The sequence below is a fragment of the Gordonia sp. Swx-4 genome, from assembly GCF_030316175.1.
Classification (GTDB): domain Bacteria; phylum Actinomycetota; class Actinomycetes; order Mycobacteriales; family Mycobacteriaceae; genus Gordonia; species Gordonia alkanivorans.
This window is the reverse complement of sequence record NZ_CP128197.1, coordinates 2607615-2633892: the sequence shown is the minus strand read 5'-3', so window position 1 is coordinate 2633892 and position 26278 is coordinate 2607615. Positions and strand designations below refer to the sequence as shown.

21 protein-coding genes and 3 pseudogenes are annotated in these 26278 nt (G+C 66.5%); 13 read left to right on the top strand and 11 right to left on the bottom strand.

Features of this window, described 5'->3' with window-relative positions; genetic code table 11:
- The first annotated feature begins 17 nt into the window (after positions 1 to 17).
- Complete coding sequence (locus PWF70_RS12030) at positions 18 to 1460, top strand: carotenoid oxygenase family protein (RefSeq protein ID WP_283349207.1); 1443 nt, start codon at positions 18 to 20, stop codon at positions 1458 to 1460.
- Between the two features lie 320 nt (positions 1461 to 1780).
- A pseudogene (locus PWF70_RS12025) lies at positions 1781 to 3168 on the top strand (IS1380-like element ISGosp1 family transposase).
- 837 nt (positions 3169 to 4005) lie between these two features.
- On the opposite strand, the gene PWF70_RS12015 reads toward PWF70_RS12025, so the two are convergent.
- Positions 4006 to 4788, bottom strand: a complete 783-nt coding sequence (locus tag PWF70_RS12015; protein ID WP_006359094.1) for a FadR/GntR family transcriptional regulator — start codon at positions 4786 to 4788, stop codon at positions 4006 to 4008.
- A 174-nt stretch (positions 4789 to 4962) separates the two neighbouring features.
- On the opposite strand from PWF70_RS12015, the gene PWF70_RS12010 reads away from it, so the two are divergent.
- Positions 4963 to 5271, top strand: a complete 309-nt coding sequence (locus tag PWF70_RS12010) for an ArsR/SmtB family transcription factor (RefSeq protein ID WP_241548931.1) — start codon at positions 4963 to 4965, stop codon at positions 5269 to 5271.
- Between the two features lies 1 nt (position 5272).
- Positions 5273 to 5668 (top strand): VOC family protein, encoded by a 396-nt coding sequence (locus PWF70_RS12005; RefSeq protein ID WP_241548932.1) that lies wholly within the window; start codon positions 5273 to 5275, stop codon positions 5666 to 5668.
- 15 nt (positions 5669 to 5683) lie between these two features.
- On the opposite strand, the gene PWF70_RS12000 is transcribed toward PWF70_RS12005, so the two are convergent.
- On the bottom strand, positions 5684 to 6817 hold the full coding sequence (locus PWF70_RS12000; RefSeq protein WP_241548933.1) for a T6SS phospholipase effector Tle1-like catalytic domain-containing protein: 1134 nt from the start codon (positions 6815 to 6817) through the stop codon (positions 5684 to 5686).
- Positions 6818 to 6913: 96 nt separating this feature from the next.
- On the opposite strand from PWF70_RS12000, the gene PWF70_RS11995 reads away from it, so the two are divergent.
- From PWF70_RS11995 to fadD5 (PWF70_RS11975), 5 genes and pseudogenes are all read left to right on the top strand, one after another.
- Positions 6914 to 7420 carry a M15 family metallopeptidase gene (locus PWF70_RS11995; RefSeq protein ID WP_006359098.1) on the top strand — a complete coding sequence of 169 codons (507 nt, stop codon included), beginning with the start codon at positions 6914 to 6916 and terminating at the stop codon, positions 7418 to 7420.
- A 92-nt stretch (positions 7421 to 7512) separates the two neighbouring features.
- Positions 7513 to 7890 (top strand): YciI family protein, encoded by a 378-nt coding sequence (locus tag PWF70_RS11990; RefSeq protein ID WP_006359099.1) that lies wholly within the window; start codon positions 7513 to 7515, stop codon positions 7888 to 7890.
- Positions 7891 to 7900: 10 nt separating this feature from the next.
- Positions 7901 to 9149, top strand: a pseudogene (locus PWF70_RS11985) (RNA polymerase sigma factor).
- 181 nt (positions 9150 to 9330) lie between these two features.
- On the top strand, positions 9331 to 10935 hold the full coding sequence (gene fadD5, locus PWF70_RS11980; RefSeq protein WP_155225267.1) for a fatty-acid--CoA ligase FadD5: 1605 nt from the start codon (positions 9331 to 9333) through the stop codon (positions 10933 to 10935).
- Between the two features lie 95 nt (positions 10936 to 11030).
- Positions 11031 to 12638, top strand: coding sequence for a fatty-acid--CoA ligase FadD5 (gene fadD5, locus PWF70_RS11975; RefSeq protein WP_006359102.1), 1608 nt, complete (start codon positions 11031 to 11033; stop codon positions 12636 to 12638).
- Positions 12639 to 12720: 82 nt separating this feature from the next.
- Here the strand turns inward: fadD5 (PWF70_RS11975) and PWF70_RS11970 are convergent, their stop codons facing one another.
- From PWF70_RS11970 to PWF70_RS11945, 6 genes and pseudogenes are all read right to left on the bottom strand, one after another.
- Complete coding sequence (locus tag PWF70_RS11970; protein WP_241548935.1) at positions 12721 to 13416, bottom strand: hypothetical protein; 696 nt, start codon at positions 13414 to 13416, stop codon at positions 12721 to 12723.
- A gap of 31 nt (positions 13417 to 13447) precedes the next feature.
- Complete coding sequence (locus tag PWF70_RS11965) at positions 13448 to 14605, bottom strand: FAD-dependent oxidoreductase (protein WP_280073230.1); 1158 nt, start codon at positions 14603 to 14605, stop codon at positions 13448 to 13450.
- Positions 14602 to 15511, bottom strand: a pseudogene (locus PWF70_RS11960) (DUF1295 domain-containing protein). The gene PWF70_RS11965 and the pseudogene PWF70_RS11960 overlap by 4 nt, the downstream one beginning before the upstream one ends.
- A 26-nt stretch (positions 15512 to 15537) precedes the next feature.
- Positions 15538 to 16014 (bottom strand): glutathione peroxidase, encoded by a 477-nt coding sequence (locus PWF70_RS11955; RefSeq protein WP_042376989.1) that lies wholly within the window; start codon positions 16012 to 16014, stop codon positions 15538 to 15540.
- Between the two features lie 66 nt (positions 16015 to 16080).
- Positions 16081 to 16797 carry a ferredoxin reductase gene (locus tag PWF70_RS11950; protein ID WP_286352597.1) on the bottom strand — a complete coding sequence of 239 codons (717 nt, stop codon included), beginning with the start codon at positions 16795 to 16797 and terminating at the stop codon, positions 16081 to 16083.
- Positions 16794 to 17390, bottom strand: coding sequence for a sulfite oxidase-like oxidoreductase (locus PWF70_RS11945; protein ID WP_006359108.1), 597 nt, complete (start codon positions 17388 to 17390; stop codon positions 16794 to 16796). The genes PWF70_RS11950 and PWF70_RS11945 overlap by 4 nt, the downstream gene beginning before the upstream one ends.
- 81 nt (positions 17391 to 17471) lie before the next feature.
- Between PWF70_RS11945 and PWF70_RS11940 the strand changes: the two genes are divergently transcribed.
- From PWF70_RS11940 to PWF70_RS11930, 3 genes are all read left to right on the top strand, one after another.
- Positions 17472 to 17675, top strand: a complete 204-nt coding sequence (locus tag PWF70_RS11940) for a hypervirulence associated TUDOR domain-containing protein (RefSeq protein WP_006359109.1) — start codon at positions 17472 to 17474, stop codon at positions 17673 to 17675.
- Positions 17676 to 17786: 111 nt separating this feature from the next.
- Positions 17787 to 18749 carry an ABC transporter ATP-binding protein gene (locus tag PWF70_RS11935; protein ID WP_006359110.1) on the top strand — a complete coding sequence of 321 codons (963 nt, stop codon included), beginning with the start codon at positions 17787 to 17789 and terminating at the stop codon, positions 18747 to 18749.
- Between the two features lie 8 nt (positions 18750 to 18757).
- Positions 18758 to 20350, top strand: a complete 1593-nt coding sequence (locus tag PWF70_RS11930) for an ABC transporter permease (RefSeq protein WP_035752579.1) — start codon at positions 18758 to 18760, stop codon at positions 20348 to 20350.
- 99 nt (positions 20351 to 20449) lie between these two features.
- Here PWF70_RS11930 and PWF70_RS11925 read toward each other — a convergent pair whose 3' ends face one another.
- The 3 genes from PWF70_RS11925 to PWF70_RS11915 form a co-directional block, all read right to left on the bottom strand.
- On the bottom strand, positions 20450 to 21316 hold the full coding sequence (locus tag PWF70_RS11925; protein WP_035752450.1) for an LLM class F420-dependent oxidoreductase: 867 nt from the start codon (positions 21314 to 21316) through the stop codon (positions 20450 to 20452).
- Positions 21317 to 21364: 48 nt separating this feature from the next.
- Complete coding sequence (locus PWF70_RS11920) at positions 21365 to 22255, bottom strand: hypothetical protein (RefSeq protein ID WP_035752448.1); 891 nt, start codon at positions 22253 to 22255, stop codon at positions 21365 to 21367.
- 73 nt (positions 22256 to 22328) lie between these two features.
- Positions 22329 to 23492: a beta-ketoacyl synthase N-terminal-like domain-containing protein gene (locus PWF70_RS11915; RefSeq protein WP_035752446.1), complete on the bottom strand. Its 1164-nt coding sequence runs from the start codon at positions 23490 to 23492 to the stop codon at positions 22329 to 22331.
- Between the two features lie 291 nt (positions 23493 to 23783).
- Between PWF70_RS11915 and PWF70_RS11910 the strand changes: the two genes are divergently transcribed.
- Positions 23784 to 26180 (top strand): sensor domain-containing protein, encoded by a 2397-nt coding sequence (locus PWF70_RS11910; protein WP_241548938.1) that lies wholly within the window; start codon positions 23784 to 23786, stop codon positions 26178 to 26180.
- Positions 26181 to 26278 lie beyond the last annotated feature (98 nt).

Genomic DNA, 26278 nt, shown 5'->3' with positions numbered 1-26278 from the left:
TCTGAGACTCTGCAGTCATGTCTGTATCAGACCTGACCCGGACGAGTACACGCGAGACCGGCGGCGAGTCCCCGTGGGATTCGCAGCATCAGGAGTTCGACTACATCGTCGACGACATCGAGGGACAGATCCCGCAGTCGCTGCGTGGCGTCCTCTACCGGATCGGGCCGGGTCGCTTCGAGATCGGCGGTCATCCGATGACCCACATCTTCGACGGCGACGGCATGGTGTCGCGGCTCGACATCTCGTCCGATTGGGTCCACTACCGCAACCGGTATGTGCGCACGCGAAGCTTCAAGCGCGCCGACGACACCCAACTCCCACCCAAAGGGTTCAACACCCAGCGCGTCGGTGGACCGCTGGCCAATGCCCTGAAGTTCCCGGAGAACATGTCCAACACCAGCGTTCTGGTCCACGACGACGTGCTCTACACGCTGTGGGAAGGCGGACGACCGCACCGCCTCGACGCCGAGACACTCGAGACGTACGGCAGCGAATCCTTCGACGGCGCGCTCAAACGCATCGGTGCGTTCTCCGCACACCCCAAGGTCGACCCGAACACCGGTGACGTCTTCAACTTCGGACTCGACTTCTTCCCGAGGCCGATGATCCGCTGCTACCGGCTCGACAAGTCCAAACGCCTGCACAACGTCGGCACGGTGCCGATCCCCAAACTCGGTTTCGTGCACGACTTCGCGCTCACCGAGCGTCATCTCGTGTTCGTGCTCGGACCGCTCGTCGTCAGCCGGCCCATCCCGGTCGCGCTCGGGATGCGACCGTTCGGCGAGGCGCTCTCGTACAAGCCGGAGTTGGGCACGACCATCGTCCTCGTACCGCGCGACGGCGGGAAACCCACCCGCATCGAGACGGATTCGCTGTTCCACTTCCATGTGGCGAACGCCTACGAAGCCGGACCCGACACCGTCGTCGACATCGTCGCCCACGACGCGACCGGCGGATGGACGCAGTGGAACAACTACCTGTGCAACTTCCGCGACAAGGCCGGCCCGGCGTTCGGCGGTACGCTCACCCGCTTGCGGATCAATCGCAACACCGAAGCCGTTGTGCGTGAGCCACTCAACGATCTCGGATGCGAGTTTCCGCAGGTGGATCCGCGGCTCGTGACCACCGCACACCGCTATACGTACTTGGCGGAGGCCTCCGTACGCGGGGGCGACCCCGATTCGATCACGACCGTCGACACGACGACCGGAGCGCAGGATCGCTACACAACGCGGGGCAACACCGTGTGCGAGCCCCTGTTCGCCGAGGACCCCGAGAACCCGGGCGAGGGTCGCGGCTGGTTGCTCAGCCTCGAACACCGGCCGTCCGACAAGCGGTCCCGGTTGATCGTGTTGAACGCCGAACGCCCGAGTGCGGGCCCGATTGCGACTGCGACGTTGCGTCATCACGTGCCGATGACGTTCCACGGGGCGTACAAGCCGGCCACGTCGGAATAGTCCGATGCACTTGGGGATACCACTCCTGATGTCTGAGGTGCGAGGAGCGTGAGCGACGAGCCACGAAGACCTGGTGAGGTACGGTCGCCGGCCCTTCGTGGCTCCTCGCTATCGCTCGTCGCACCTCAGGGAGCGAGTGGGGTTGCCGGACTTCGTTCGTCGCACCTCAGGGAGCGAGTGGGGTTGCCGGACTTCGTTCGTCGCACCTCAGCCTGGATCCGTGGAGGGGTGTGGGGTGTCGGTGATATAAAAATGCCCTCTGAGCTGGGATGATTGGTGGTGTTGAGACACTAAACATCCCAGCTCAGAAGGCACTTTCAGTGAAAGTATCACACAGCTTCTCGGCCACGTCGGCACTCTTTGACGATGACAATCTGGTGTCGCATGCCGGGTTGGTGCCGGTGATGGAATTGGCTCACTCGACCGGGGTGGCCGCATTGCTGGCCGAACGGGTCGATCTGGGCACCACCCGGGTCGCTTCCGCCGGAGCCAACCTGGAAGCGAAACTGCTGACCGTGATCGCCGGGTTATGTTGCGGCGCTGACAGTATCGACGACCTCGACATCGTCCGGGCCGGTGGGCACACCCGCCTGTTCGACCGCGTATACGCCCCGGCCACGATCGGACAAACCCTGCGGGAGTTCACCCCCGGGCACACCCGACAACTCAACGCCGTGATGACGCGCTCGCTGCCGGCGATGTGTGCCCGGGCAGGATTGTTACCCACCGACGGTGCCCGCGTGTTCCTCGATATCGATTCCCTGCTGCGCCCGGTCTATGGCTACCAGAAGACCGGCGCCTCCTACGGACACGCCAAGATCGCCGGACGTGAACTGCTGCGTCGGGGCCTCTCACCGCTGATCGCCACCCTCAGTGCACCCGAGCACCCACCGGTGATCGCCAACGCCTGGCTGCGCGCCGGGCGCGCCGCCTCCGGCGCCGGAGCAGCAACGATGCTCGCCGAAACCATCGCCACCGCCCGCCGCGCCGGAGCCGCCGGTGAGATCACCGTGCGCGCGGATGCCGCCTACGGGTCGGCCGAGGTGATGGCTACCTGCCAACGCCTGGGCGCCACGTTCTCGCTGGTCCTGCGGACCAACACCGCGATCACCCGCGCAATCACCGCCATCGGCGACGACGCCTGGACACCGGTGTCCTATCCCGGGGCGGTCACCGACCCCGACACCGGCGAGTTGATCTCTGATGCCGAAGTCGCCGAAACCACCTACACGGTCAAACCACTCTCACCGCACCCGATCACCGCCCGACTCATCGTGCGGCGAGTCAAAGCCCATCACCCCGCCGACACCGACACCCTGATGCCGGCCTGGCGGTATCACTCGTTTTTCACCAACACCACCGACGACACCGTTACCGCCGACATCAACCACCGCGGCCACGCCGTCATCGAGACCGTGTTCGCCGACCTCATCGACGGACCGCTGGCGCATCTTCCTCCGGCGTTTTCGGCGCCAACGCCGCCTGGCTGGCCCTGACCGCCATCAGCCACAACCTCATGCGCACCCTCGCCGCGCTCAGCGCGGCCCCCAGACTACGAGCCGCGCGCGGAGCGACGCTGCGCCGCACGCTCATCGCCGTGCCCGCCCGACTGGCCCGACCAGCACGAACACCCATCCTGCACCTGCCCCGACACTGGCCATCCCAACACGCATTCACCACCCTGTGGGCCGCGGTGAACACCACCTGACCCAACACCCCAACACGCCCACCCACGACCAGGAAACCCAGTGAAAAAGCTGACGCAAGATCAGCGAATACCCGACGCCCACAACACGATCAACCACTCACGCACACCCCACCACCACTCACCCACACCCCTCCACGGATCCAGGCTCAGGGAGCGAGTGGGGTTGCCGGACTTCGTTCGTCGCACCTCAGGGAGCGAGTGGGGTTGCCGGACTTCGTTCGTCGCACCTCAGGGAGCGAGTGGGGTTGCCGGACTTCGTTCGTCGCACCGCAGGGAGCGAGTGGGCCTACATCCGTCGAAATGAAGTCGCGGGCGACTTCGATGCGGCTCAACGACTTCGATCGAGGTCGTGCAGCCGGGTTGAGTTCGCACGCGACATCAATCCGGGTGCGCGCCGCTACCCCTCGAGATAACTCGCGCGCGGCTTTCATCGCTTCGATCCGGCGTCGTAACAACTGTTCCGCGGCGTTCCGGTCGTAGTCGCATTCCCAGGTGATGTTGTCGACTCCCACCGCGTAGCGGTGTCGATGCCGTGCTGGTCTTCGATGAAGCACCCGAACATGTGCTTGCGAAACAGACCCGACAGTCGGACCATCTGATTGATGAGCTTGTCCAGCGACCAGGCGCACGACACGTTCTCGGTCAGCGTCGACCGTCGACGAGGATCGCGGCCACCTTGATGTCACGGTGTGTGACCAAGGATTGCGGCGGGGGTGGCCCCCGGACGACGCCGGTAACCCTCGAACATGATGAGCGGGAGCGACGCGGACGCAAGATGATCTCGCCGGGCCGACCGTCGCGGCACCTCGTCGCCCTGGTCGTCGACAATGGCGGGCTTCAGTCCATCACGTCCCGGACACGGGTGGTCTCGTGTCCGGCGAGGAGCGCCTGGTTGGAGTTCTTCATGTGACGCTGCCAGTGGGCTGCGGCCTCGGCGCCGTCGCCGGCGCGGACGAGGTCGACGAGCTTCTGGTAGGAGCGGATGAGCTTGGTGTACTGCGCGCGCGGCATCGGGTCGTCGTCGATGGTGTTGGCGATGTGGCGCTCGGCGATCTCGCTGAGCATGCCCGCGATCATTTCCATTGCCGAGTTGCCGGACAGCTCGACAATGCGGCGGTGGAACCAGACCGATGCCTGGGCCATGGTGCCGTTCTCGAAGGCCTCGTCGAGTTCGTTGTCGATGATCGCCTGGAGTTCGTCGAACGCATTGGTGTCACCGGTCTCCGCGAGCATCTCCGCGGCTGCGGGTTCGATGACCTCGCGGGCCCGCATGACTTCGGCGACCGTGGTCCCGGACAGCTCCAGCAACAGTCCTGCCGGACGCGCGACGATCTCGGGGCCGGGGACACGGATCCGGGCACCAGTACGCGAACCGCGACGCACCTCGACCAGCCGCTCGGACTCGAGGACGCGGACCGCTTCACGCAGCGTCGGGCGGCTCACCTGGAAGTGCGCCATGAGATCGGCTTCGTGCGGGAGGAAATCGCCGTCCTTGAGCCGACCGTCGACGATCATCCGACGCAGGGTGCGTGCCACCAGCTCAGCGGTCTTGGGGGACCGGATCGCACCGCTCGTGGTCGCGGGGACCATCATGGGAGCCAGGTTGACGGGCTTGGTCATGAGTACCTTCCTCGTGCTTGACCACCGACGCTCCCGAGGTGAGGGCGGCGGCCGAACCGGATCTGATCCCCGGGCCGATCTGATACACCCAGTTGTCAAACCCAGTGATACAAGTCGATTCTACGCAACCGCGGCGAGCTGGTCGGCGGCAGAACCGATCGCAGCATCGTTGACATGCAAGCGTGCGCTTGCCTATCGTCAGGTGTGGCAGACGTATTCCATGCTCTCGACGATCCGACGCGGCGTGCGATCCTCGACGAACTCGCCGACCGTGACGGTCAGACGCTGTTCGAGATCTGCGGACGACTCACCACGAAGCGGGGCTTGAGCCTGACCCGCCAGGCCATTTCGCAGCATCTCGGCGTTCTCGAGTCCGCAGGGCTGGTTCGCACCGAGAAACGCGGACGCGCCAAGTTCCACTACTTCGATCCGGCACCACTGGCGGATATCGCCAGGCGGTGGCCGGTGACACGAAAGGCATGACATGAGAATCACGTTGACCTCGATCTTCGTCGACGACCAGCGCAAGGCGCTGAGTTTCTACACCGATGTACTGGGCTTCACCAAACACCACGACATCCCGATGGGCGAGGACACCTGGTGGCTCACCGTGAAGTCGCCAGAAGCACCCGAGGGCACCGAACTCCTGCTGGAACCAGCCGGGCATCCGGCCGTGAAGCCCTACCGGGATGCGCTTGTCGAAGACGGAATCCCATTGGCGCAGTTCACCGTCGACGGCGTCGAGGCCGAGTTCCGACGACTCCGCGAACACGGTGTCGTCTTCACCCAGGAACCGACCGACATCGGTCCCGCGGTGGTGGCCGTCTTCGACGACACCTGCGGAAACCTGATCCAGATCGCCTCGGTCAAGGACGCCTGACCGGCACTTGCGCGGTCACACACCGACGAGGGGCTTGGCGAGCGGCGGGATCTCGACGACCCGTGCTCGCAGCGCGTCGGGGTCGCCCTCGAACGTGGCAAGCCACCATCCGATGTTCGGTGCCTTCCGTCGCCGTCCGTCCTGATCGGACTCCCACCGGGTCAGCGCGGGCTCGGCGATCAGCAGCGGGGTCGCCGGGTCCTTCTCGATCTCGAGCCGGCGTCGCTGGAGTCGATGCCGAATGGTGGTGCCGTGCAGTCGGAATGGCCCGATCGCGAGTTTGGCCAGGTTGACGATCTGGTACGCGGCGTTCATCGACCTGTTGGCGGCATACTCGGGGCACGCCGGATCGACCGGTTGCCGGATCGCGGTGAACCGGTCAAAGGAGAACTCGAGACCACGCAGCGTCGCCTCCCGCACCATCCAGGCCAAGGTCAGCTCGGACGGTTCGACGATCTCGAGGCCACCGCCGATGTCGGAGTGGACACCCTCGAACCAGACCTGTTTCACGTCCGTCTGCGTGTTGTCGGCCTTTTCCCAGACACACGGATCGAAGGTCAGCCGGCACTCGTCGATTGCCAGCGCCTGCCGGGCGACCTCGACCCACTTCCCGAGGTTCACGTCGTGGAACTTGTGTTTGTGCCGGGTGATGCCGGGTACGCCGAGGGCGCCGACGGTGTCGAACACTCCGATGAAGGCGACCGGGACCTCGCGACCGAGCGGAGCGTGTCTTTCTTTGTCCCGGTACAGCTGCAGGGCTTTCTCGAACAGGTTGCTCGTGGGGTCCTCGGCCAGCTGGCGTGGCGTGATCAGACCGACCTTGCCGATCATCCCGGCCAGACTCCTCGCGGTGTACGCGCCCCGACTGAATCCGAACACGAAGATCTCGTCATCGGGCTCGTAGTTGAGGACGAGAAAGCGGTACGCATCGAGAAGATTCGCGTCCAGACCACGACCGAAGGCGCCCCCGAAGACGCGGTCGGACCACGAGGAACCCGTACCGACCCCATTGACGTAGTGGACGAGTTGGACCGCGCCGTCGGCGGCGTCGGTCTTCACGGCGCGAGCGATCTTCTCCACATTGGAGATCCGCGGATCCTTGGCCGATTTCCAGGTGCCATCGCAGCAGATGATCAGTCGTTTCCTCATGTCGGCCCCCCTTGGCTTCGACGGCTCCGACACGTCGACGGTAACGCCGCAGACCGGTACCCGCAGCCCGGGTCAGTCGTACGGTTTACTGGTCTGATGAGCAACCTCGCGTCTCGACTGATGGGCGCCGCACTCGCCGCAGGCGCCGCCGCGTCTGCCGTGCTCGGAGTCGGTTCGGCGGCGGCAGCGCCCACGGTCCTTGCCCCAGGGACACAAGGCCTGGCTCCCGGCCTCGCCGTGTCGTACACGCTCGCCTCGAACGAGGCTCGGACGCAGGGTGTTCCGATCTGGATCACCTCGGGGAAGCGGTCGGATGCCGAGCAACGGCAGCTCTGGCGGAACGCGATCGCCACCTATGGCAGTCCCGAGGCCGCCAGACGCTGGGTCCTGCCCGCCGAAGAGTCACCGCACGTTCGCGGCGAGGCGGTCGACGTCGGCCCGTGGGACGGTGCGGCCTGGCTCGAACGCAACGGTCACCGGTGGGGGCTGTGCCGGACCTTCGTCAACGAGTGGTGGCATTTCGAACTCGCGACCACACCGGGGACTCCGTGTCCGCCGATGTGGCCGGATGCCGCGGTCCGGGCGGATCGGCGCGGAATCTGATCGAACGGTCGTAGGCTGTCGATCGACGGGTCGCACGCTCGTCATCTCCTCACACGGACCGAGAGCCGGTCCTGGTGATCAGGAGGTCGACCATGCACTACTCAATCTTGTTGCACTACCCCGAGCACGACGCCTCGACGCTCGGCGAGGAAGCCATCCAGGCCGGGCAGGCCGCATTCTCGGCGTACACCCGTGCGCTGCAGGACGCCGGAGTCCTCGTGACTGCCGAAGTGCTACGGCATTCGTCCGCCACCACGACGATCCGGAAGGTCGGCGGCGAGCTCGTCGTCCAGGACGGGCCCTTCGCAGACACCAAGGAGCAACTCGGCGGAACGATCGTCATCGATGTCGATGACCTGGATGCCGCCATCGACTGGGCAAGTCAGGCGCCTCCGATCGACTGGGGTGTCATCGAGATCCGTCCCGGTGCCACTTACACCGTGAACGGGGCCTGGACCCCCAACGGATGATGCCGTACCGATGACCCGGGACGGGGCGCACGCCGCCGCCGATCATGCCGCACGCGAGTCGTATTCGCGGCTGGTAGCGCTTCTCGCCGCCGCATCCGGCGACCTCGCACTCGCCGAGGACGCGTTGTCGACCGCCTTCGAACGCGCGCTGAGCACGTGGCCCGAGCACGGCACGCCGGAGAAACCGACCGCGTGGCTGCTATCCGTTGCCCGCAACCACCAGCGTGATGTCTGGAAATCCGCCGCATACCGGAAGTCGGTCGACTTCGACGATCGGGCCGACAAAATCGCGGAGGTCAGCGTGACACCCATCGACGAACTCGGCCCCGATGCGATCGGCGACAAGCGGCTCGAGCTGCTGTTCACCTGCGCACACCCGGCGATCGACCCGGCCATCCGGACACCGCTGATGTTGCAGGCGGTGCTCGGATTCGAGGCAGCCGATGTCGCCGCGGCGTTCGCGGTGGCCCCCGCGACGATGGCGCAACGCCCTCGTACGCGCGAAGCGACGTATCCGGGACGCCCGCATCCCGTTCGTCGTTCCCGGCCGCGCGGCCATGCCGGCACGTCTGTCCGCCGTTCTCGAGGCGGTCTACGGGTGCTTCGCAATCGCCTGGGACGATCCGGCCGGCTCCGGTACCGACGCCGTCGACTCGATGGCCGGGGAGGCGCTGTATCTGGCGGTGACGCTCGCCGACCTCCTCGATGATGAGCCCGAGGCGTGGGGCCTGGCCGCTCTCATCGCCCTCTCGTCGGCACGCGTCCCTGCCCGCACCGGATCGTTCGTCCCGCTGGAGGAACAGGACCCAGAACTGTGGAACGGAGACCTGATCCGCGACGGCGAAGCGATGCTCCGGCGTGCCGCCGCCCTCGGCGCTCCGATGGGACGGTTCCAGCTCGAGGCCGCGATGCAGTCGGTTCACAACGACCGCGCACGCACCGGCGTCGTCGACTGGGACGCTCTGCGGACATTGTCGGCCGCCCTCGTCATCGTCACCCCGACCGTGGGTGCACAGGTGGCTCACGCCGCGATCGTGGGGCGCGCGGGGTCACCAGCCGAAGGTCTGGCTCTGCTCGACCGACTCGAAGCAGAGCACGATCTCGACGACTTCCAGCCGTTTCACGCCACACGAGCGGATCTCCTCTCCCGCACCGGGTCTGCGGCGGCCGCACGGCACCACTTCGAGCGTGCCGCAGTGCTGTCGCGTGACCCGCGTGTCCGCGACTGGTTACGCCGCCGTGTGGACCACGTGTGCTGATGCGATTCACGCCGCAGCGGACGCCGGCGCAACGGACGAGGCCGGGGTCATAGGAGTCGACTAACCCTGCCATAGGTGCAAATCATCGGCCGCACAGCGCTTTCCGCAGGCTCACGGCCTAGGGTGATGACTCGGAACGACAAGTCGGACAACGGGTGTCCGCCACCGTAGGGAGGCCGTAATGACCGCAATCGCCGAGGCCATCACCGACCTGACCTCCGAGCCCTATCGCTCACGCCGCAATCACTGGAACAACCAGGTCTGCCGGCACGCGCTGATGACCCCCGCCGAGCCCGCGATCACCTACCTCGACGAGACCCGCACGTGGAAGCAGATCGAGGACCGGTCCCGTGCCTTCGCCGCGGCGTTGAGTCGACGCGGTGTGGGATTCGGCGACCGGGTCATGATGGCGCTGCTCAACCGCACCGAATACGCCGAGGCGATTCTGGGAGCGACCCTGATCGGGGCGATCGCGGTGCCCGTCAACATCCGCATGAGTCCCGCCGAGCTCGCCTACCTCATGACCGACAGCGGCGCGGCCGTCGTCGTCACAGAGACGGCGCTGACCGGCGTCGTCGATGCCGCACGCGCCCTGGACGGCGGCACGAACACGGTGATCGTCGTCGGCGAGAGCGACACACCCGAACATCTCTCGTTCGAGGACCTCGTCGCCGAGGACCCGTCGGACCTTCCGCTGGTAGACGTCCCCGAGGACGCCGTCGCGATCATCATGTACACCTCGGGCACCACCGGCCGGCCCAAGGGCGCGATGCTCACCCATCAGAACTTCCAGTCGCAGGCCGTCACGTCGATCTCCACCACGAATCCACGGACCGGTGACGTGGCGTCGATCGTCCCGCCGATGTTCCACATCGCCGGCCTCGCCACCTTCGCGATGGTCTTCTACCGCGGCATCCGCGCGGTCATCCATCCGCTCGGTTCCTTCGACCCCGACGCCATGCTCGACACCCTCGAGCGGGAGGGATCGACCTCGGTGTTCATGGTGCCCGCGCAGTGGCAGGCGGTCTGCGCCGCGCAACGGGCGCGCCCCCGGGAACTCCGGTTGCGTCACCTCAGCTGGGGCGGGGCCCCGGCGTCGGACACCGTCCTCGACGCCATCAACGAGACGTTCCCCGGAGTTCTCAACATGACGTCGTTCGGGCAAACCGAGATGTCGCCGGTGACCTGCATCCTGGAGGGCAAGGACGCCCTGCGGAAGATCGGATCGATCGGCAAGGTGGTGCCCGCGGTGACCGCGCGCATCGTCGACCCGCTGATGAACGACGTCGCGCCCGGCGAGGTGGGGGAGATCGTCTATCGCGGCCCGACCCTGATGAAGGGGTACTGGAACAAGCCTGAGGAGACCGCCGAGGCGTTCCGCGGCGGCTGGTTCCACTCCGGCGACCTGGTCCGCCAAGACGAGGACGGATTCCTCTTCGTGGTCGACCGCGCCAAGGACATGGTGATCTCCGGCGGCGAGAACATCTACTGCGCCGAGGTCGAGAACGTCCTCTACGGCCACCCGAGTGTCGCCGAAGCCGCGGTCATCGGCCGGGCGGACCAGAAATGGGGCGAGGTGCCCGTCGCCGTCGTCGTCCTCGCCGAGGGCGTCGGCAATCTGACCCTGGCCCAGCTGGAGCCTCATCTGAACGAGCACCTGGCGCGGTTCAAGCACCCCAAAGACCTCGTCATCGTCGGCGAACTGCCGCGCAACGCCGGGGGCAAGGTCACGAAACCCGTGCTGCGCCAGCGCTTCGGCAGCAAGGACGCCGGTCTGTCCGACTGACCCGGCGAAATCTCGCGAGCTACCCGGTGAGTCTGCGTAGGGTGTGACGCAGACAACAATGTCGACCATCGCACGATCGACACGGGAGCCAGTGAATGACTGCAACCACCGAAGCCGCCGCCGACCTGACCACCGAGCCCTACCGGTCACGCCGCAACCACTGGAACAACCAGGTTCACCGACATGCGCTGATGACGCCGGACAACGTGGCGATCACCTACCTGGACAAGTCCACGACGTGGAAGCAACTCGATGACCGGTCACGGGCGTTCGGTACGGCGCTCAGCCGACTCGGTGTGCAGTTCGGCGATCGCATCCTGATGGTGCTGCTCAACCGGACCGAATACGTCGAGGCCGTCCTGGGTGCGACGCTGATCGGCGCCATCCCGGTTCCGGTGAACATCCGGATGAGCCCGGCCGAGGTCGCCTACCTCGTCGCCGACAGCGGCGCCAAAGTCATCGTGACCGAGAAGCTCCTCGCGCCGCTGGCCGATGCCGTGAGTGCGTCCACCGGCGGGATCGACACCCTGATCGTCGCCGACGGCAGCGAGAACCCGCAGCATCTGGAGTACGAAGGCCTCCTCGCCGAGGGCGACGCGGACCTGCCGGCGGTCGATGTCCCCGAAGACACCGTCGCGGCGATCATGTACACCTCGGGCACCACCGGAAAGCCCAAGGGCGCCATGCTGACCCACCAGAACTTCCATGCGCAGGCGGTGACCACGATGGCCACCACCGCGTCGGCCGATGCCGACGACGTGGCGTCGGTGGTCCCGCCGATGTTCCACATCGCCGGCCTGGCCGCGTTCGCCCCGGTCTTCTACCGCGGCATCCGCGCCGTCATCCACCCGCTCGGCGCCTTCGACCCCGACGCCATGCTCGACACCCTCGAAAGAGAAGGCACCACCTCGGTGTTCATGGTGCCCGCCCAGTGGCAAGCGGTGTGCGCAGCCCAGAAGGCGCGACCGCGAAAGCTCCGCCTGCGCAACATCAGCTGGGGTGCCGCCCCGGCGTCGGACACCGTCCTCAACGCGATGGGCGAGGCCTTCCCCGACGCGCTCAACATGACCGCGTTCGGACAGACCGAGATGTCCCCGGTGACGACGATCCTGGAGGGGAAGGACGCACTGCGCAAACAGGGTTCGATCGGCAAGGTGGTGCCCGCGGTGACCGCGCGCATCGTCGACCCGCTGATGAACGACGTGAAGCCCGGCGAGGTGGGGGAGATCGTCTACCGCGGGCCCAACCTGATGAAGGGCTACTGGAACAAGCCCGAAGCCACCGCGGAAGCGTTCCGCGGCGGCTGGTTCCACTCCGGCGATCTCGTGCGCGAGGACGAGGACGGGTTTCTCTACGTCGTCGACCGCGCGAAGGACATGATCATCTCCGGCGGCGAGAACATCTACTGCGCCGAGGTCGAGAACGTCCTCTACGGCCACCCGGCGATCATGGAGGCCGCCATCATCGGTCGCGCACACGAGAAGTGGGGCGAGGTGCCGGTCGCCGTCGTGGTCCTGGCCGACGGCGTCACCGATCTGACCCTGGCCGACCTGGAGGCCCACCTCAACGAGAACCTGGCACGGTTCAAGCACCCCAAGGATCTCGTCATCATCGACGAGCTTCCGCGCAACGCGGGTGGCAAGGTCGTGAAGCCGAAACTGCGCGAGACCTATGGCAGCAAGGATGCCGGGCTGGCCGACTGACCACAATCGCCCTCGAACGAATCAACCCGCCGCCTCGAAGAGGTGGCGGGTTGATCTTGTCAGCGGCGGGTCAGCCCGACCATCACTTCTTCTTCTTGTCTTTCTTGGGGCGGGTCGCCGCGAGCTCCCGGCCACGCCGCCGGTAGCGCCAGATGAACCATCCGACGACGATCGCGAGAAGGACGCCGATGATCACGCCCCATGCGGTGGCGGCGCGGAAACCGGGTGCGTCGACGTCGAAGATGCGTTCACCCGCGTGTGCACCGTTGCCGCCGCCGATGACGACGGTCAGCGTCAGCAGGTTGGGGATCGCCACGATGACGCCGACCACGGCGAACGCGATGGCGGGGACATTTCGCATGCGGCTGCGACTCAGGAACGCGAACGTGAACAGCAGCAGCGGCACGAAGGTGCAGACGACACCGAGGACGAGGCCGGTCCAGACACCGCTGGCCATCGACCCGTCGACCCGGCGACCGATCTGTCCGGCCCACCACCGCGGCAGGAACGCCTCGAGGATGAAGTACGTGATCACCAGCAGGGCGGCGATGATCAGGCCGATCACGACCTTCTTGACGATCGTGTTCGCACGTTCGGCAGCCGTCGGTTTCAGTGACGTGTCGGTCGTCCCCGGCGTAGCCGGCGGTGTCGAGCCTGCCGTCGTACCCGGCAGTGTCGAGCCTGCCGGTGTCGACGCGGGCGGGACCGGCGAGGTGTGCGACCCGGGCGGCGGACCGGCCGGATCTGACGAATGGGCCGAGAACTGCTCGTTACTCATGAGGCCGAGTGTAGGCGCGAAAGATGACCTTTCAGGTGCGACGCCGCCGAGGATCGGCAGACGTCGGCGGACCGGTGTAGCGAATCCCGCCGTAGATTCCACGCCGCACGACCCACGGCTGCAGCACCGCGTCCACCGACCATGCGGGAAATCGGAATGCCCGGCCGTTCGGCGCGAACACCTGGAGGCCGTCGTGCTGCGCGCCGAGAACCGATCCCCACCGTCGCCGGGGTGGCACATAGCTCCGCGCACGGTCGGGGCGACCCGACAGGTCCCCGCGGATGTTGTGGGCGAGAATCCGGTCGGCTCGGTTGCGAGCCGAGCTCCGGAGTGCGTCGGTCGCGGCGATGTCCCCGACGGCATAGACGAACCCGTGTCCGGGCACCCGCAGTTCCGGTGTCACGCGCACGAACCCGCCCGGATCGAGGAGGTCCGGTGGCAGCCACTCCGAGTTCGGTATCACCCGACCGATCGCCCAGAGCACCGCGTCCGCCCGCACCGGCTCCTGCCCGGTGGTCCAGCGCACGGGTCCGCTGGTGATCTCGTCGCAGGCGAAGCCATCTGGTACCTGCGCGCGGTGTCCGCCATGCACTCCTACGCCGAGCCCGCGCAGCCGCGTCGACACGTTCTGCCAGGTTCGCCGGTGGTGACGGGGTAGCGCGCGGTCGCCGGGGTGGTAGAGCTCGATCCGCTTGCCCGGCCACGTCGCGGCCAGGTTCGCCGCCGCGCTCACCGCGGCGGCACCGCCGCCGATCACCGCGATCGAATCCGCCTCCGCCAGGCGGTGATGCGCCGCGGCGAGGTCCCGGTCGACGTCGGTAGGGGACTGGAGGACCGGGCGCCGCCAGAAGCCGTTGCGGACCCCGGTTGCGATGACCAGGGCGTCGAACGGTTCGACGTGCTCGGTTCCGTCGGCGTCGGTGACCGTGACCGTTCGTCCGTCGAGATCGGCCGCGGTCAGTGATCCGTGGACCGTGCGGACGCGGTCCAGCTTGCGGAACCGATCGAATGGGATCCGGTAGTCGCGGGCCCAGGTGTCGGGTCGGCTGAGGCGGAGTCCGAGTTCTTGACCGCTGACCAGCCCGGGCTTCGACGAGATCCCGACGACGTCGGCGTGCCCGGACAGATGGATCGCGGTGAGGATTCCTGTGTCACCGAGGCCGGCGATGACGACGCGGGGTCGGGTCATCCGGGGACGTGCTCGGTCGATTGCGGTGGTCGGGCACCGCGCGGCGGGCGGGGTACGAACAGCGATACCCGGTCGACGACATCGGCGTAACCGGGACGTCGAGACAGGCTGCGCTGCTCCATCATCGGAATGCTGGCGCCGAGGAACATCGCCAGCATCACCACGACGCCCACGAGCAACCACCACCAGTCAGAGGGTGATGCGGCGATGCCGAACAAGGCCATCGCAACCCCAGAAGGAGAACTCGCCGAAGTAGTTCGGGTGTCGGGACCACGACCACACACCGGTGTCCAGGACCGCTCCCGGTGTGCGTTGTGCCGTGAAACGACGCAACTGGGCGTCGGCGGCCGATTCGAGGCCGATGGCGGCGAACCCCACGGCCGCGGCCAGTGCGGTCAGCCAGACGATCGTCGAATCCGAATGGGTCACCGCGACATACACCGGGACCATGCCCAGGAACACCTGGATGGTGGGAATGACGTGGATGGCGAACAGGTCGACGACGATCGCGGCACCACCGGCGCGCTGCTTGAGCAGTCCGTAGCGCCAGTCCTCGTGGTCCAGACCCGGCCACCCGGTCGCCCAGTTGGCGGTCAGCCTGATCGCCCAGATCCCGACGACGACGGCGATGACCCAGCAGTGCACGGCATCGACGCCGACATCGCCTGCAGCCCACCAGTACACGAGCAGCACGGGCGGAATGACGCTCCAGTAGGCGTCGTACATGCTCGAGTTCGAGTACCAGCGGCTGAAGCCGAAGATCACAAGAGTCGCCCAGAGGTCGGCGACGAGGGTGTCGAGCCACAGATGACCGGTGTCGGGTCCCGACCACAGCCACGCGGCGGCGACCCCCAGTGCCACCACGTAGGCGATGACAACACGCACGAACGACGCTGTCCGGCTCACGATGTCTCGTCCCTACCGTCGGCGGATCACAGTTGTTTCTCGATGGACCCGGCCAGTTTCTCGGGTTTGGTGGCCGGTGCGAATCGTTCGACGACGATACCGTCGCGGTTCACCAGGAACTTGGTGAAGTTCCACTTGATCCGCCCGCCGAACACCCCCGACTTCTGGTGGCGGAGCCACTCGAACAGGGGATGGGCGTCGGGCCCGTTCACGTCGACCTTGGCGAACATCGGGAACGTGACGTCGTAGGTGAGCGAACAGAAGTTCTTGATCTCTTCCTCGTCGCCGGGTTCCTGATGGGCGAACTGGTCGCAGGGGAAGCCGAGGACTCGCAGCCCCTGCTCCTGATAGTCGCGGTGAAGCGTCTCGAGCCCTTGGTATTGCGGCGTGAAGCCGCACTTCGACGCGGTGTTCACGATCAGCAATGGGTCGCCCCGGAACGTCGAGAGGTCGACGGGGTTGCCGTCGATCCCGGTCGCGGTGAAGTCATACGCGGAAGTCATGTCGCCACGCTACTTCCGGTCGGCCCAGAACAGCACGCATTGAACCGAACCCGCAGGCTACGAGCGTCAGTCGCCGAATCGTTCGGTACGGATCCCGGCTGGGTCGTGGCCGGCGTCGACCATCCACGTCGCACAGCCCTCGACGAACCTGTTCGGTCCGCAGATGTAGACGGTCGGCGACTTCGACGGGTTCATGGTGAGCGCGGCCAGCTCTGCCGAGTCGAGGCGCCCTGCCGGTCTCTGCGAACCTGCGGGTGCGACGCGTGTATGGACCAGATGGAGATCCATGCGGCGGTGCTCCAGGAGCTGCCGGATCTCGTCGCGGTAGTAGACGCGTTCGGGGCTGCGCACCGAGTAGACCAGGGAGAAGGGCGTGAGCGGTGCGTCGACCTCGCGGCTCCGGATCATCGACATGAGTGGCGCGACCCCGGATCCGCCGCCGATCAGCTGCACCGGGCGGTCGTCGCCGGAGGCCCAGGTGAAGTACCAGCCGTGTGGGCCGCTGATCTCCAGCGGGTCGCCGACCTCCACGACGTCGACCAGGTAGGGGGACACCTCGCCGTCGTCGAGACGTTCGACGGTGACCTCGATCGATCGGGTCTCCCGGGCGTCCGACACCGAGTAGGTGCGGGCGGTGGAGTAGCCGTCCTCTGCGGTGAGTCGGATGTCGACATGCTGGCCGGGTAGCACGAGGACGGGTTCGGGGAGAGCCAGCCGCAGGGTGCGTGCGGACGGGGTGATGTCGACGACGGAGGTGACCGTGGTAAGCAGCCAATCGGTCACGAGTACCGCTGCTCACGCCAGGGGTCGCCGTACATGTGATACCCGCGTTCCTCCCAGAAACCCGGCGTGTCGTCGGGCATGAACCGAAGGCGCCGAACCCATTTCGCGCTCTTCCAGAAATACAGGTGGGGGACCAGAAGCCGGGCGGGCCCGCCGTGTTCGGGTGCCAGGGGCTCGCCGTCGTAGGTGTCGGCGATCCAGCCCTGTCCGCCGGTCAGGTCGGCGAGCGGGACGTTGGTGGTGTACCCGCCGTGGCAATGCGCCATGACGTACGGTGCCGGTTCGAAGGGCAGCGCACCGACCAGGGTGTCGAAGGAAACCCCGCGCCAGCGCGTCGCGAACTTCGACCACCGTGTGACGCAATGGATGTCGGTCGTGATCTCCTCGTGGGACAGCGCCTGGAACTGCTCCCAGGTGAACGTCGTCGCACGGTGTTCGGCGGACTGCACGGCGAGCGACCATTTGTCCAGGGGCACCGACGGAGTGGGCTCGGCCGACAACACCGGGAAATCGAGGGTCGTGTACTGGCCCGGTGGAAGGCGGCGGGCATCGCGGTCGCGGCGGCCCACGAAGCCTCGGTTGACGATCGCCATGGTCGCGGAGTCTACGCGCAGCTGAACGGGACGGCTGTGTGGCGAGGTTTGGCGGAACATCGACCGTGGGCATTCCGGGGCATGGCGATCAACAAGAACGACACCGTCCGCTGGAACACCTCGCAGGGTCAGACCGAGGGGACCGCGGAGGAGAAGCGAACCAAGGAGTTCACGTTCGAGGGGCAGAAATTCAAAGCCAGTGAGGACGAACCCTATTGGATCGTGAAGTCGTCGAAGACGGGCGCCAAGGCAGCCCACAAGGAGTCGTCATTGAGCAAGAAGTAGACGGTGCGATACCGCCGAACGTGCGGTTTAGCGGCAGTCGCTCACGTTTCGGGCCTACCTCACCGGCTGCTGTGCAACGCTTATGGCGATCGCCGAATCTGGAGGTTCGCCATGCCCACCGGAGTATCCGACGCCACCGGGCGGCCACCTGCTGATCTCGCCGTCGACGTCCGTAAGCTGCACAAGTCCTTCGGCAGTTTCGAGGCCCTTCGCGGACTCGATCTCGAGGTCCGCCGCGGTGAGGTCCACGGGTTCCTCGGCCCCAACGGTGCCGGCAAGTCGACGACGATCCGCGTCCTCCTGGGCTTGCTGCGTGCCAACGCGGGTGAGGTGCGACTGCTCGGCGGGGATCCGTGGCGCGACGTCGTCGAACTGCATCGCCGACTGGCGTATGTGCCCGGCGACGTCTCGCTGTGGCCGTCGATGACCGGCGGCGAGATGATCGATCTCCTCGGTTCGATGCGTGGTGGGCTCGATGAGGACCGACGCGCCGACCTCGTCGAACGTTTCGAGCTCGACACCGCCAAGCGTGGCCGCCAGTACTCGAAAGGCAACCGCCAGAAGGTGGCGATCGTCGCCGCCCTCGCGTCGGACGTCGAACTGCTCATCCTCGACGAGCCGACATCGGGCCTGGACCCGTTGATGGAGAACGTCTTCCAGGAGGTCGTCGGGGAAGCCAAGGCGCGTGGCACGACCGTCCTGCTGTCGAGTCACATCCTCGCCGAGGTCGAATCCCTCGCCGACCGTGTGAGCATCATCCGCGACGGCGTCATCGTCGAGACCGGCACGCTGACCGAGCTGCGCGGTCACACCCGGACCGCGGTGCGCGCCGAACTCGACACCGTCCCGGCCGCCGATCGGCTCACCGACTTCCACGATGTGGACGTCGACGGTCACCGTCTCAGCGCGACAGTCGATTCCGATCGGATCGGCGCGGCGATGGAGGTGTTGACGGCGAGCGGGCTGCGGTCACTCACCGTCGAACCACCTTCTCTCGAGAGTCTGTTCCTGCGGCTCTACGACAGCGACAGTGACGGGGTCCGCGTCTCCGACAACCCGGCGGCAGGGGAGTGACCAGCGCGATGGCGTCTTCCTCGACGGTCGGAACCCGACCACTGCTCCATGCCTCACTCCGTCACGAGGGCCGGTCTTTCGCGCCGTGGATTCTGCTACCCACCGCGTTGTCGGTGTCGTCGGTGCTCATCTATCCCTGGTTGTTCTCCGACGCGCTGGAACGTAAGGCGTTCGCGGCCACGATCGGGGCGAATCCGGCTCTGGGACTGATCTTCGGGCCCGCCTACGACCTGTCGACCACCGACGGGTTCAACGCGTGGCGCAGTCTCGCGCTCGGCGGGTTCATCGCCGCACTGGGCGCGATCTTCATCGTCGTCAAAGCCAGCCGCGGCCAGGAGGATTCGGGGCAGGCGGAACTGCTGGCCTCCGGCGTCTCGGGCCGGTCGTCGCGACTCCTGACGGCCGTGGTCATGGCGGTGATCTGTTCGGCCGCGATCGGCATCGTCTCGTGCGTGCTGACCGGATTGTGCGGAGGAGACTGGGCATCCTCGGCGTTGCTCGCCGCCGGGTTCACGGTCTCCGGATGGATGTTCGCTGCCGTCGCCGCGGTCAGTTCGCAGATAGGGGCCGACGCCCGTGCGGCGACGACGATCTCGGTGTCGTTGCTCGGGATCCTGTTCGTCCTGCGAGGTTTCCTCTTCTCGATCAGCGCACCGGTGTGGACGTCGTGGATCAATCCGCTCGGCTGGATCGAGGAGACCCGGCCGGCATCCGGCAACCACTGGTGGCCGTTGCTCATCGGCGTCGCGTTCGCGGTCGTCGTCGCGGTCGTCGGTTTCGCATTGCAGTCGTCTCGCGATTTCGGTCAGGGTCTGATCCCGTCCCGTCCAGGGCCGCCGCGGGGGAGCGCCGGTACACCTCTGAGCCTGGCGATTCGTCTCAACCGCGCACCGATCGTGTCGTGGGCGGTGGCATTCCTCGGTCTCGGTGTCGTCTTCGGGTATTTCACCCGGTCGGTGAAGGACCTGTTGACCAGCAACCCGGCGATGGCGTCGATCTTCGCCTCCGGTGCCGCATCCCCGGCCGACCTGATCTCCGCGTTCGTCACCACCATCCTGAGCATCGTCGGTATCATCGTCTCGGTCGCCGGCGTGCAGATCGTCAACCGCGTGCGTACCGAGGAATTGGATGACCGAGCCGAGCCCGTGCTGGCGACGGCTGTCCACCGCCTCCGGTACCTCGCCACGAATGTCGGTGTCGCACTGCTGGCGACGGCGGCGTTCCTGATGATCGCTGGTGTCGTGGTGGGTGTCTTCGCGTCGACCGCGGATATCGGGATCACCTTCGGTGACGCCCTCCTGCAGGCGGTCGCAACCATCCCGGCAGCGTGGACGGTCATCGCTTTCGCGGTCGCCATACTCGGTGCCCGCCCGGCGGCCCGTCCGGCGATCTGGTTGGGCGTGCTCGTCTCGTTCGTGATGACGGTGCTTGGCCCCAGTTTCAAACTGCCCGACTGGGCGCTCGGTTTCAGTCCGTTCCACCATGTACCCGACGTCGTCGTCACCGACCCCGACTGGTGGGGGCTGGTGTGGATCGGCCTCGTCGCCCTCGGATTTCTTGCGATCGGTTTCGTCGGGTTCCGACGACGCGACATCCCGTGAGGTCGCTCAGATCCGTATGACGTTGAACCCGGAATCCGGGTTCAACGTCATTCGGAAGATTCGGGTGGCCGACTAGTCACGCACGATCGCGCAACGTGATCAGTTCTGTCCGAGGGCCGCCGCGAGGCGACGCCACTGCTCGCGCGGGAAACCGCAGTGATCCTTCTGCAGGACCTGGACACACACGTGATCGGCGCCGGCAGATCGGTGCTCGTCGATGCGGGACAGGATCGCCGACTCGTCACCCCACACGATCAGCGCGTCGAACAGCCGGTCGCTGACCGTGGTGAGGTCCTCGTCGGTGAAGCCGAGGCGACGAAGGTTGTTGGCGTAGTTCGGCATGGCGAGGTAGCCCTTGAGCCACTTGGTGCCGATCGACCGTGCCTCGTCACGGTCCGCGGCGAAGATGGCGGTCTGCTCGGGCGCGAGGAGCGGCCCGGTGCCGAGGGTCTCACGGGCGGTCGCGGTGTGGTCCGGCGTCACCAGGTACGGATGCGCACCGAGAGTCCGGTCCGCGGCCAAACCGAGCATCTTCGGCCCAAGGGCCGCGAGAACCCGACTGTCGGCCGGAACCGGCTGCGGCGCCGAATCGAGTCCGTCGAGGAAGGCGCGGGTGGTCGCGAGCGGCTTCCGGTAGCGACCGGCCTCCTGCGCGTCGATCAGCGGCGCGTGGCTTATGCCCAGCCCGAGCAGGAAGCGTGAACCGAACTCGTCGGCGAAACTCGCGTGCGCAGCCGCGACGTCGTGCGGCTCGTGCATCCACATGTTGAGGATGCCCGTCGCGACCACGGTCTTCTTGGTGGCACCGAGCAGGTTGCGCACCGAATCGAGAACCGGGCCACCGACGTCTGGGATCCAGAGGGCGGTGAAGCCCAACTCGTCGAGCTCGGCCGCGGCTTCCGCGGCCTCCCCGGTGTCTCCGTACCGTAGTGGCGAACTCCAGATTCCTACTCCGTCGAGTTTCATGCTCTCGACACTACCGACGGCCTCGGCGATCGAGCGCGAATGCCGGGTTCATGCCGTCTCAGATGCTCCCGGCGCCGTCTGGGCGAGGCGAGCGTCGAGGGACGAGGTCAGCTGTCGGAAGATTCCTATGCCCACCGCACCGACCACGATGACGACGATCCCGGTCACCGTGCTGAACTCGTCGGTGAGCAATCCCGCGATCCCGATCGCCAAGACGAAGATCGGTACCCAGTCGAAGAGATGGAGCATGCTCTGCGGTTTCTCATCGGTGTCCCAACCCTCGCGGACCGCCGCGCGATACGTGGCGAAGTCGGGATAGAACTCGGTGAACGCGATGGCGAACACGGTACCGCCGATCTGGATGATCCAGCCCGTCCAGAAGTCGTTCGGATCATCGAGGACGAGGTCACCGACAGCACCGGACACCGCGGCGACGCCGAAGCCGACGACCCACGCCCACGTGATGACGTAGTTGATCCGGAGGAACAGCGGGCTGTCCCAGACCTCCTCGTCGGTGGACTCGCGCGCGTACTGCAGGGTGAACGGTTGGCGGATCAGGATCGAGCCCAAGGCGAAGGCGACCAGCGCGATGTTGGTCATCTCGCCGCCCCACTTCTCCAGCCAGTCGATGACGCTCTCCGACGCGAAGAGAGCCAGGGCGGCCATCGTCCCGAAGTAGGCGACGTCGAAGACCTCGAGAAGCTTGATCTTGGAGCCGCGTCGATGTCCGCCCACGACGAGCAGCAGTGACAACACGAATGCCGACGCCGCGGCTTCCTCGAAGCGACCCGGACCGGTGAGCAGCGCCATCAGGATCCATGGCGACATCCCCGCGAAGGGGGAGTTCAGGAATGCGGTGAGGACGCGCCGCGCCCCCGTCGCCTGCACTGTGCTCACCGTCGGCTGATCGGCCGCCGGTTTGTCCGGCGAGTTGGTCATGCCTGAATTGTGCGGCTTCGCTGCGGTTTTCCGCAGGAAACTCGGTAGATCCGCGGAACATCGTCGCGCTCGATCAGCTCTGGGGCGCGATCACCACCGCGGAGTTGTGGCCGCCCATGCCCAGCGAGGTCTTCAGTGTGGGTCCCGCTGCAAGCGGCGTGAGGCCGTCCAACAGTTGCGGGATCCCGTCGGAAACCCTCGGAGTCGCCGGGATCCGACCCCGGTCGTATCCGAGAAGCGACGCGGCCAGCTCGACCGCACCCGCCGCGCCCTGGCAGTGCCCGGCAAGGGGTTTGACGGAGAACACCTCGCTGTTGGGCAGCATCGTCTCGGCGATTGTCGCCTCGGCGCGGTCACATTGCCGGGTACCGGGACCGTGTGCGTTGAGGTACCGGATCTCGTCACCGGCGACACCGGCGGTCGAGAGGGCCTGTTCCACGCAGCCCACCACATTGGTGAGCTGGGGATCGATCGACGTGACGTGATAGGCGTCGTGGGACATGGCCCCGCCCAACACATCTGCGTAACCGTCGGTCTCGGCGTTGGTCATCGTGAACGCGATGGCCGCTTCGCCGAAGGTGAAGCCCCGGCTGCCTTCCTGGAACGGACGGCAGGCGTCGAGTGCGTCGGTGTCGGTGATGGCGACGCCGAGTTGAACGAACATCCCGACCACCTCCGGCTTGGCCGACAGATCCGTTGCGACGACGAGGACGTCGTCGACGAGATCGGCGTCGAGCCACGACTTCGCGGTAACGATCGCCGCCGAACCCGAGGTGCACATCGCCGACACGTTCAACGCCGGACCGTGAAAGCCGTACTCCTGCATCAGCAACGACACCGGCGTGGACGGTGTCACCGACAGATACTGCCGACCGGTGTACTGCCCGACGCCGGAAGTCACCATCGGATACATCTCGAGATCACCGAGCACACACGCATGAACCAAACCGACACGCGAACCCGGGCGCCAACCGCGTTCGGTCGCATCCTCGATGGCCTCCCGCGCCGCACTTCGCATCGCACGCGCGAAGCGGGTGCTCCCGTCGGCCTGGTCGCCGCCCTCCGGCACGCGCACGATCCACCCCGGACCGCCGTCGTCTCCGGAACCGAATCCGAAACCCTCGTGCAATGCGGCCGCCGACTTGCCGGAGATGAGGCCACTCCACAGCGCCTCTCGCCCCCAGCCGTATCCGGTCACGGCCCCCACACCCGAAATAGTCGATCGCTGATTCGTCATTGGTGAATCCTCTTCATGGATTTGGAATTGTCGGCAGTTCTGCCAGGTGATCCGACCGAACGCCACCTCAAGAATCCCCCGGAAAGCGGCATTCGACTCATTTCGCGACGGGCGGGGTCGCCAATTCGACTTTCGCACGACTCGGCGGCGTTTTAGCCCACCCCGCGCCCCCTTTTTGGGGATCATGTACACCGGGGGTCGGAACAGGGCGGGGGAGGGACTGACGCAGTGCCGGAATCGACGCCTACGGACGGTGGCCACAGCGATCTCGTCGCACCTCATGCCGAGCCCATGACCCGATCCAGCGACGCTGCGGTGGCCGAACGCTATCGTCTCCTCCTCGAACTGAGCCCGGACGCGATCGCCGTGCACCAGCACGGCGTCATCGTGTACGTGAACTCGGCCGCGCTCGACTTCGCCAGGGTCACCGACCGGGACGAGATGCTCGGCCGCCCGATCACCGACTTCGTCCACCCCGATGAACTCCCCCAGATGATCGAGCGGATCGTCAGCATGGGCGACGAAGCCGGTGCGGCGACGTACCCGGAAGAAGTCGTGATGGTCGACGCCCACGGGGTGTCGCGACCGATGGAGGTCACCTCCGTACGCACCGTCTGGCTTGACGAACCCGCATACCAGGTGATCTTGCGGGACGTCACCGCGCAGAAGGCCATCGAGGCGGCGCTTCGACGGCAGGCGGCACTGCTCGACCATGTCAGCAACGCCGTGATCGCCGTCGACCGGAACATGACGGTGCGGTCGTGGAATCCGGCGGCCGAGCAGATGTACGGCATCACCGCCGGCGACGCCGTGGGGCGCGAGCTGGGTTCGGTCACCGGCGGCGATCTCGACGTCGAGGCCGCCGTGGCCCTGGGCGGCACCGTCGACCAGCTTCACCGCCGCGCCGACAACGACCGGACATTCCTCGCCCACATCTCGGTGACATCGATGGACGACGGCTTCCTGATCGTCGCCGAACCCACCCGCAGACCGCTGATCGAACGCCTGGGCACCATCCTCGCCGCCCTCCACCAGGCGGTCATCGTGGTGCGGGCGGACGGCGGGATCGAACTCGCGAATCCCGCCGCCGCGACCATGCTCGGCCCGCACGGCGTTCCCGGTTCGTTCGTTCACGATCTGCCGCTCGACTTCGTCGGCGGAGAGTCACCGATCGTCCGCTGCCTGCGGACGCGGACCGCGATCACCGACGCCACGGCGACGATCAGCACACCGGGCGGCGAACGGTGGTTGTCGTGCAGCTGCCGGCCGATCGACGACGACACCGCGGAAGCGGTCGTGCTGGTGTCCTTCGCCGACATCACCGAGCGCTACCGCGAACGCGCCCGGCTCGCGTGGGACGCGGTCCACGATCCGCTGACCCGGCTGTACAACCGGGCCGGGATCCTCAACGAGCTCGAGTCACACCTGAATGCACTCGCCGAACACGAAACGGGTTGCGTGGCGATCTATTACATCGATCTCGACAACTTCAAACTGGTCAACGACTCGCTCGGTCACGCCGTCGGCGACGAGGTGTTGCACACCGTCGCCCAACGGCTCGCGGGTGCGACGCCACGGGAGGGCGCGGTCGGCCGGATCGGGGGAGACGAGTTCGTCCTGGTCACCACCCACACCGGGGCGAACACGCCCGCGGAGATCGAGCGCCGGATCGAGTCGATACGCGCCGCGATCCGGCCGCCGGTGAGTGTGACCGACCGCAGCGAACCCCTGACGGTGCGGGTGAGCATCGGCGTCGCCACCGTTGCGGCCGGCGACCGCTACACCCCGACAGACCTCCTTCGCGACGCCGATATTGCTCTGTATCAGGCGCGCAAGGTATCTCGAGAACCCTACGTCCAATTTCGGACCCATCACCGAGAGGAGCTCCAGCGCCGCCAACGCATCGAGGAGGAACTCCGTCGCGCACTGACCTCCGACCCTTCCCAGCTGGAGATCCACTATCAGCCGATCGTGTCCACCGATAGCGGAACACTCGTCGCACTCGAAGCCCTCCTGCGGTGGAACCACCCCGAACTCGGTTCGATCCCTCCGACCGAGTTCATCCCTCTGGCAGAGCAATCCACGCTCATCGACAAGGTCGGCGCCCACGTCCTGGCCACGGCCTGCGCCGAGGTGGCCGGAACACCTCAGTTGCAGCAGGTCATGTTGTGCGTCAACGTATCCCGACGCGAACTCACCAACGGGAGGTTTCTACGCCGTCTTCGTGAGACGTGTGAGCAGACCGGCATGAATCCTCGCTCTCTCTGCCTCGAGATCACCGAGAGCGCACTCGCGCCGCTGGAGAGCGACCTGTTGAACCTGCTTCGCGACATCCGGACCCTCGGCGTCAGCATCTCGCTCGACGACTTCGGCACCGGCGCTTCCTCGCTCAGCGAGCTCTACCGACTGCCGGTGGGCATCCTGAAGACGGCCAAGGCCTTTGTCGACGCCCTCGGGGAGAACCCGAACGCCCGTACGATCCTCGCGGGCATCGTCGACGTCGCACACGCGGTGGGTGTCCGCGTGATCGCCGAGGGTGTCGAGACCCCTACCCAGGCAGCCACGATCGCGGCCGTCGGGTGCGATTTCGCGCAGGGGTATCACTATGGACGGCCGAAACCGCTCGCCGAGATCGTGGCCGGGAATTTGGCGATCTCGACCACGACCGCAACGCAGCCCGACGCCTGACCAGTCGATTCAGACCAGATCGATACCGACGCGTGTTCGGATGTGCGCCGCCTGACCTCACCCCGCGAGTAGATTGGGCGCGAAAACGTCGGAGACGA

What these genes read in the sequence shown, in the direction of transcription:
- PWF70_RS12030 (WP_283349207.1), top strand. Translation starts at nt 18, where the DNA reads ATGTCTGTATCAGACCTGACCCGGACGAGTACACGCGAGACCGGCGGC.
- PWF70_RS12015 (WP_006359094.1), bottom strand. Translation starts at nt 4,788, where the DNA reads ATGACCAAGCCCGTCAACCTGGCTCCCATGATGGTCCCCGCGACCACG.
- PWF70_RS12010 (WP_241548931.1), top strand. Translation starts at nt 4,963, where the DNA reads ATGCAAGCGTGCGCTTGCCTATCGTCAGGTGTGGCAGACGTATTCCAT.
- PWF70_RS12005 (WP_241548932.1), top strand. Translation starts at nt 5,273, where the DNA reads ATGAGAATCACGTTGACCTCGATCTTCGTCGACGACCAGCGCAAGGCG.
- PWF70_RS12000 (WP_241548933.1), bottom strand. Translation starts at nt 6,817, where the DNA reads ATGAGGAAACGACTGATCATCTGCTGCGATGGCACCTGGAAATCGGCC.
- PWF70_RS11995 (WP_006359098.1), top strand. Translation starts at nt 6,914, where the DNA reads ATGAGCAACCTCGCGTCTCGACTGATGGGCGCCGCACTCGCCGCAGGC.
- PWF70_RS11990 (WP_006359099.1), top strand. Translation starts at nt 7,513, where the DNA reads ATGCACTACTCAATCTTGTTGCACTACCCCGAGCACGACGCCTCGACG.
- fadD5 (WP_155225267.1), top strand. Translation starts at nt 9,331, where the DNA reads ATGACCGCAATCGCCGAGGCCATCACCGACCTGACCTCCGAGCCCTAT.
- fadD5 (WP_006359102.1), top strand. Translation starts at nt 11,031, where the DNA reads ATGACTGCAACCACCGAAGCCGCCGCCGACCTGACCACCGAGCCCTAC.
- PWF70_RS11970 (WP_241548935.1), bottom strand. Translation starts at nt 13,416, where the DNA reads ATGAGTAACGAGCAGTTCTCGGCCCATTCGTCAGATCCGGCCGGTCCG.
- PWF70_RS11965 (WP_280073230.1), bottom strand. Translation starts at nt 14,605, where the DNA reads ATGACCCGACCCCGCGTCGTCATCGCCGGCCTCGGTGACACAGGAATC.
- PWF70_RS11955 (WP_042376989.1), bottom strand. Translation starts at nt 16,014, where the DNA reads ATGACTTCCGCGTATGACTTCACCGCGACCGGGATCGACGGCAACCCC.
- PWF70_RS11945 (WP_006359108.1), bottom strand. Translation starts at nt 17,390, where the DNA reads ATGGCGATCGTCAACCGAGGCTTCGTGGGCCGCCGCGACCGCGATGCC.
- PWF70_RS11940 (WP_006359109.1), top strand. Translation starts at nt 17,472, where the DNA reads ATGGCGATCAACAAGAACGACACCGTCCGCTGGAACACCTCGCAGGGT.
- PWF70_RS11935 (WP_006359110.1), top strand. Translation starts at nt 17,787, where the DNA reads ATGCCCACCGGAGTATCCGACGCCACCGGGCGGCCACCTGCTGATCTC.
- PWF70_RS11930 (WP_035752579.1), top strand. Translation starts at nt 18,758, where the DNA reads ATGGCGTCTTCCTCGACGGTCGGAACCCGACCACTGCTCCATGCCTCA.
- PWF70_RS11925 (WP_035752450.1), bottom strand. Translation starts at nt 21,316, where the DNA reads ATGAAACTCGACGGAGTAGGAATCTGGAGTTCGCCACTACGGTACGGA.
- PWF70_RS11920 (WP_035752448.1), bottom strand. Translation starts at nt 22,255, where the DNA reads ATGACCAACTCGCCGGACAAACCGGCGGCCGATCAGCCGACGGTGAGC.
- PWF70_RS11915 (WP_035752446.1), bottom strand. Translation starts at nt 23,492, where the DNA reads ATGACGAATCAGCGATCGACTATTTCGGGTGTGGGGGCCGTGACCGGA.
- PWF70_RS11910 (WP_241548938.1), top strand. Translation starts at nt 23,784, where the DNA reads ATGACCCGATCCAGCGACGCTGCGGTGGCCGAACGCTATCGTCTCCTC.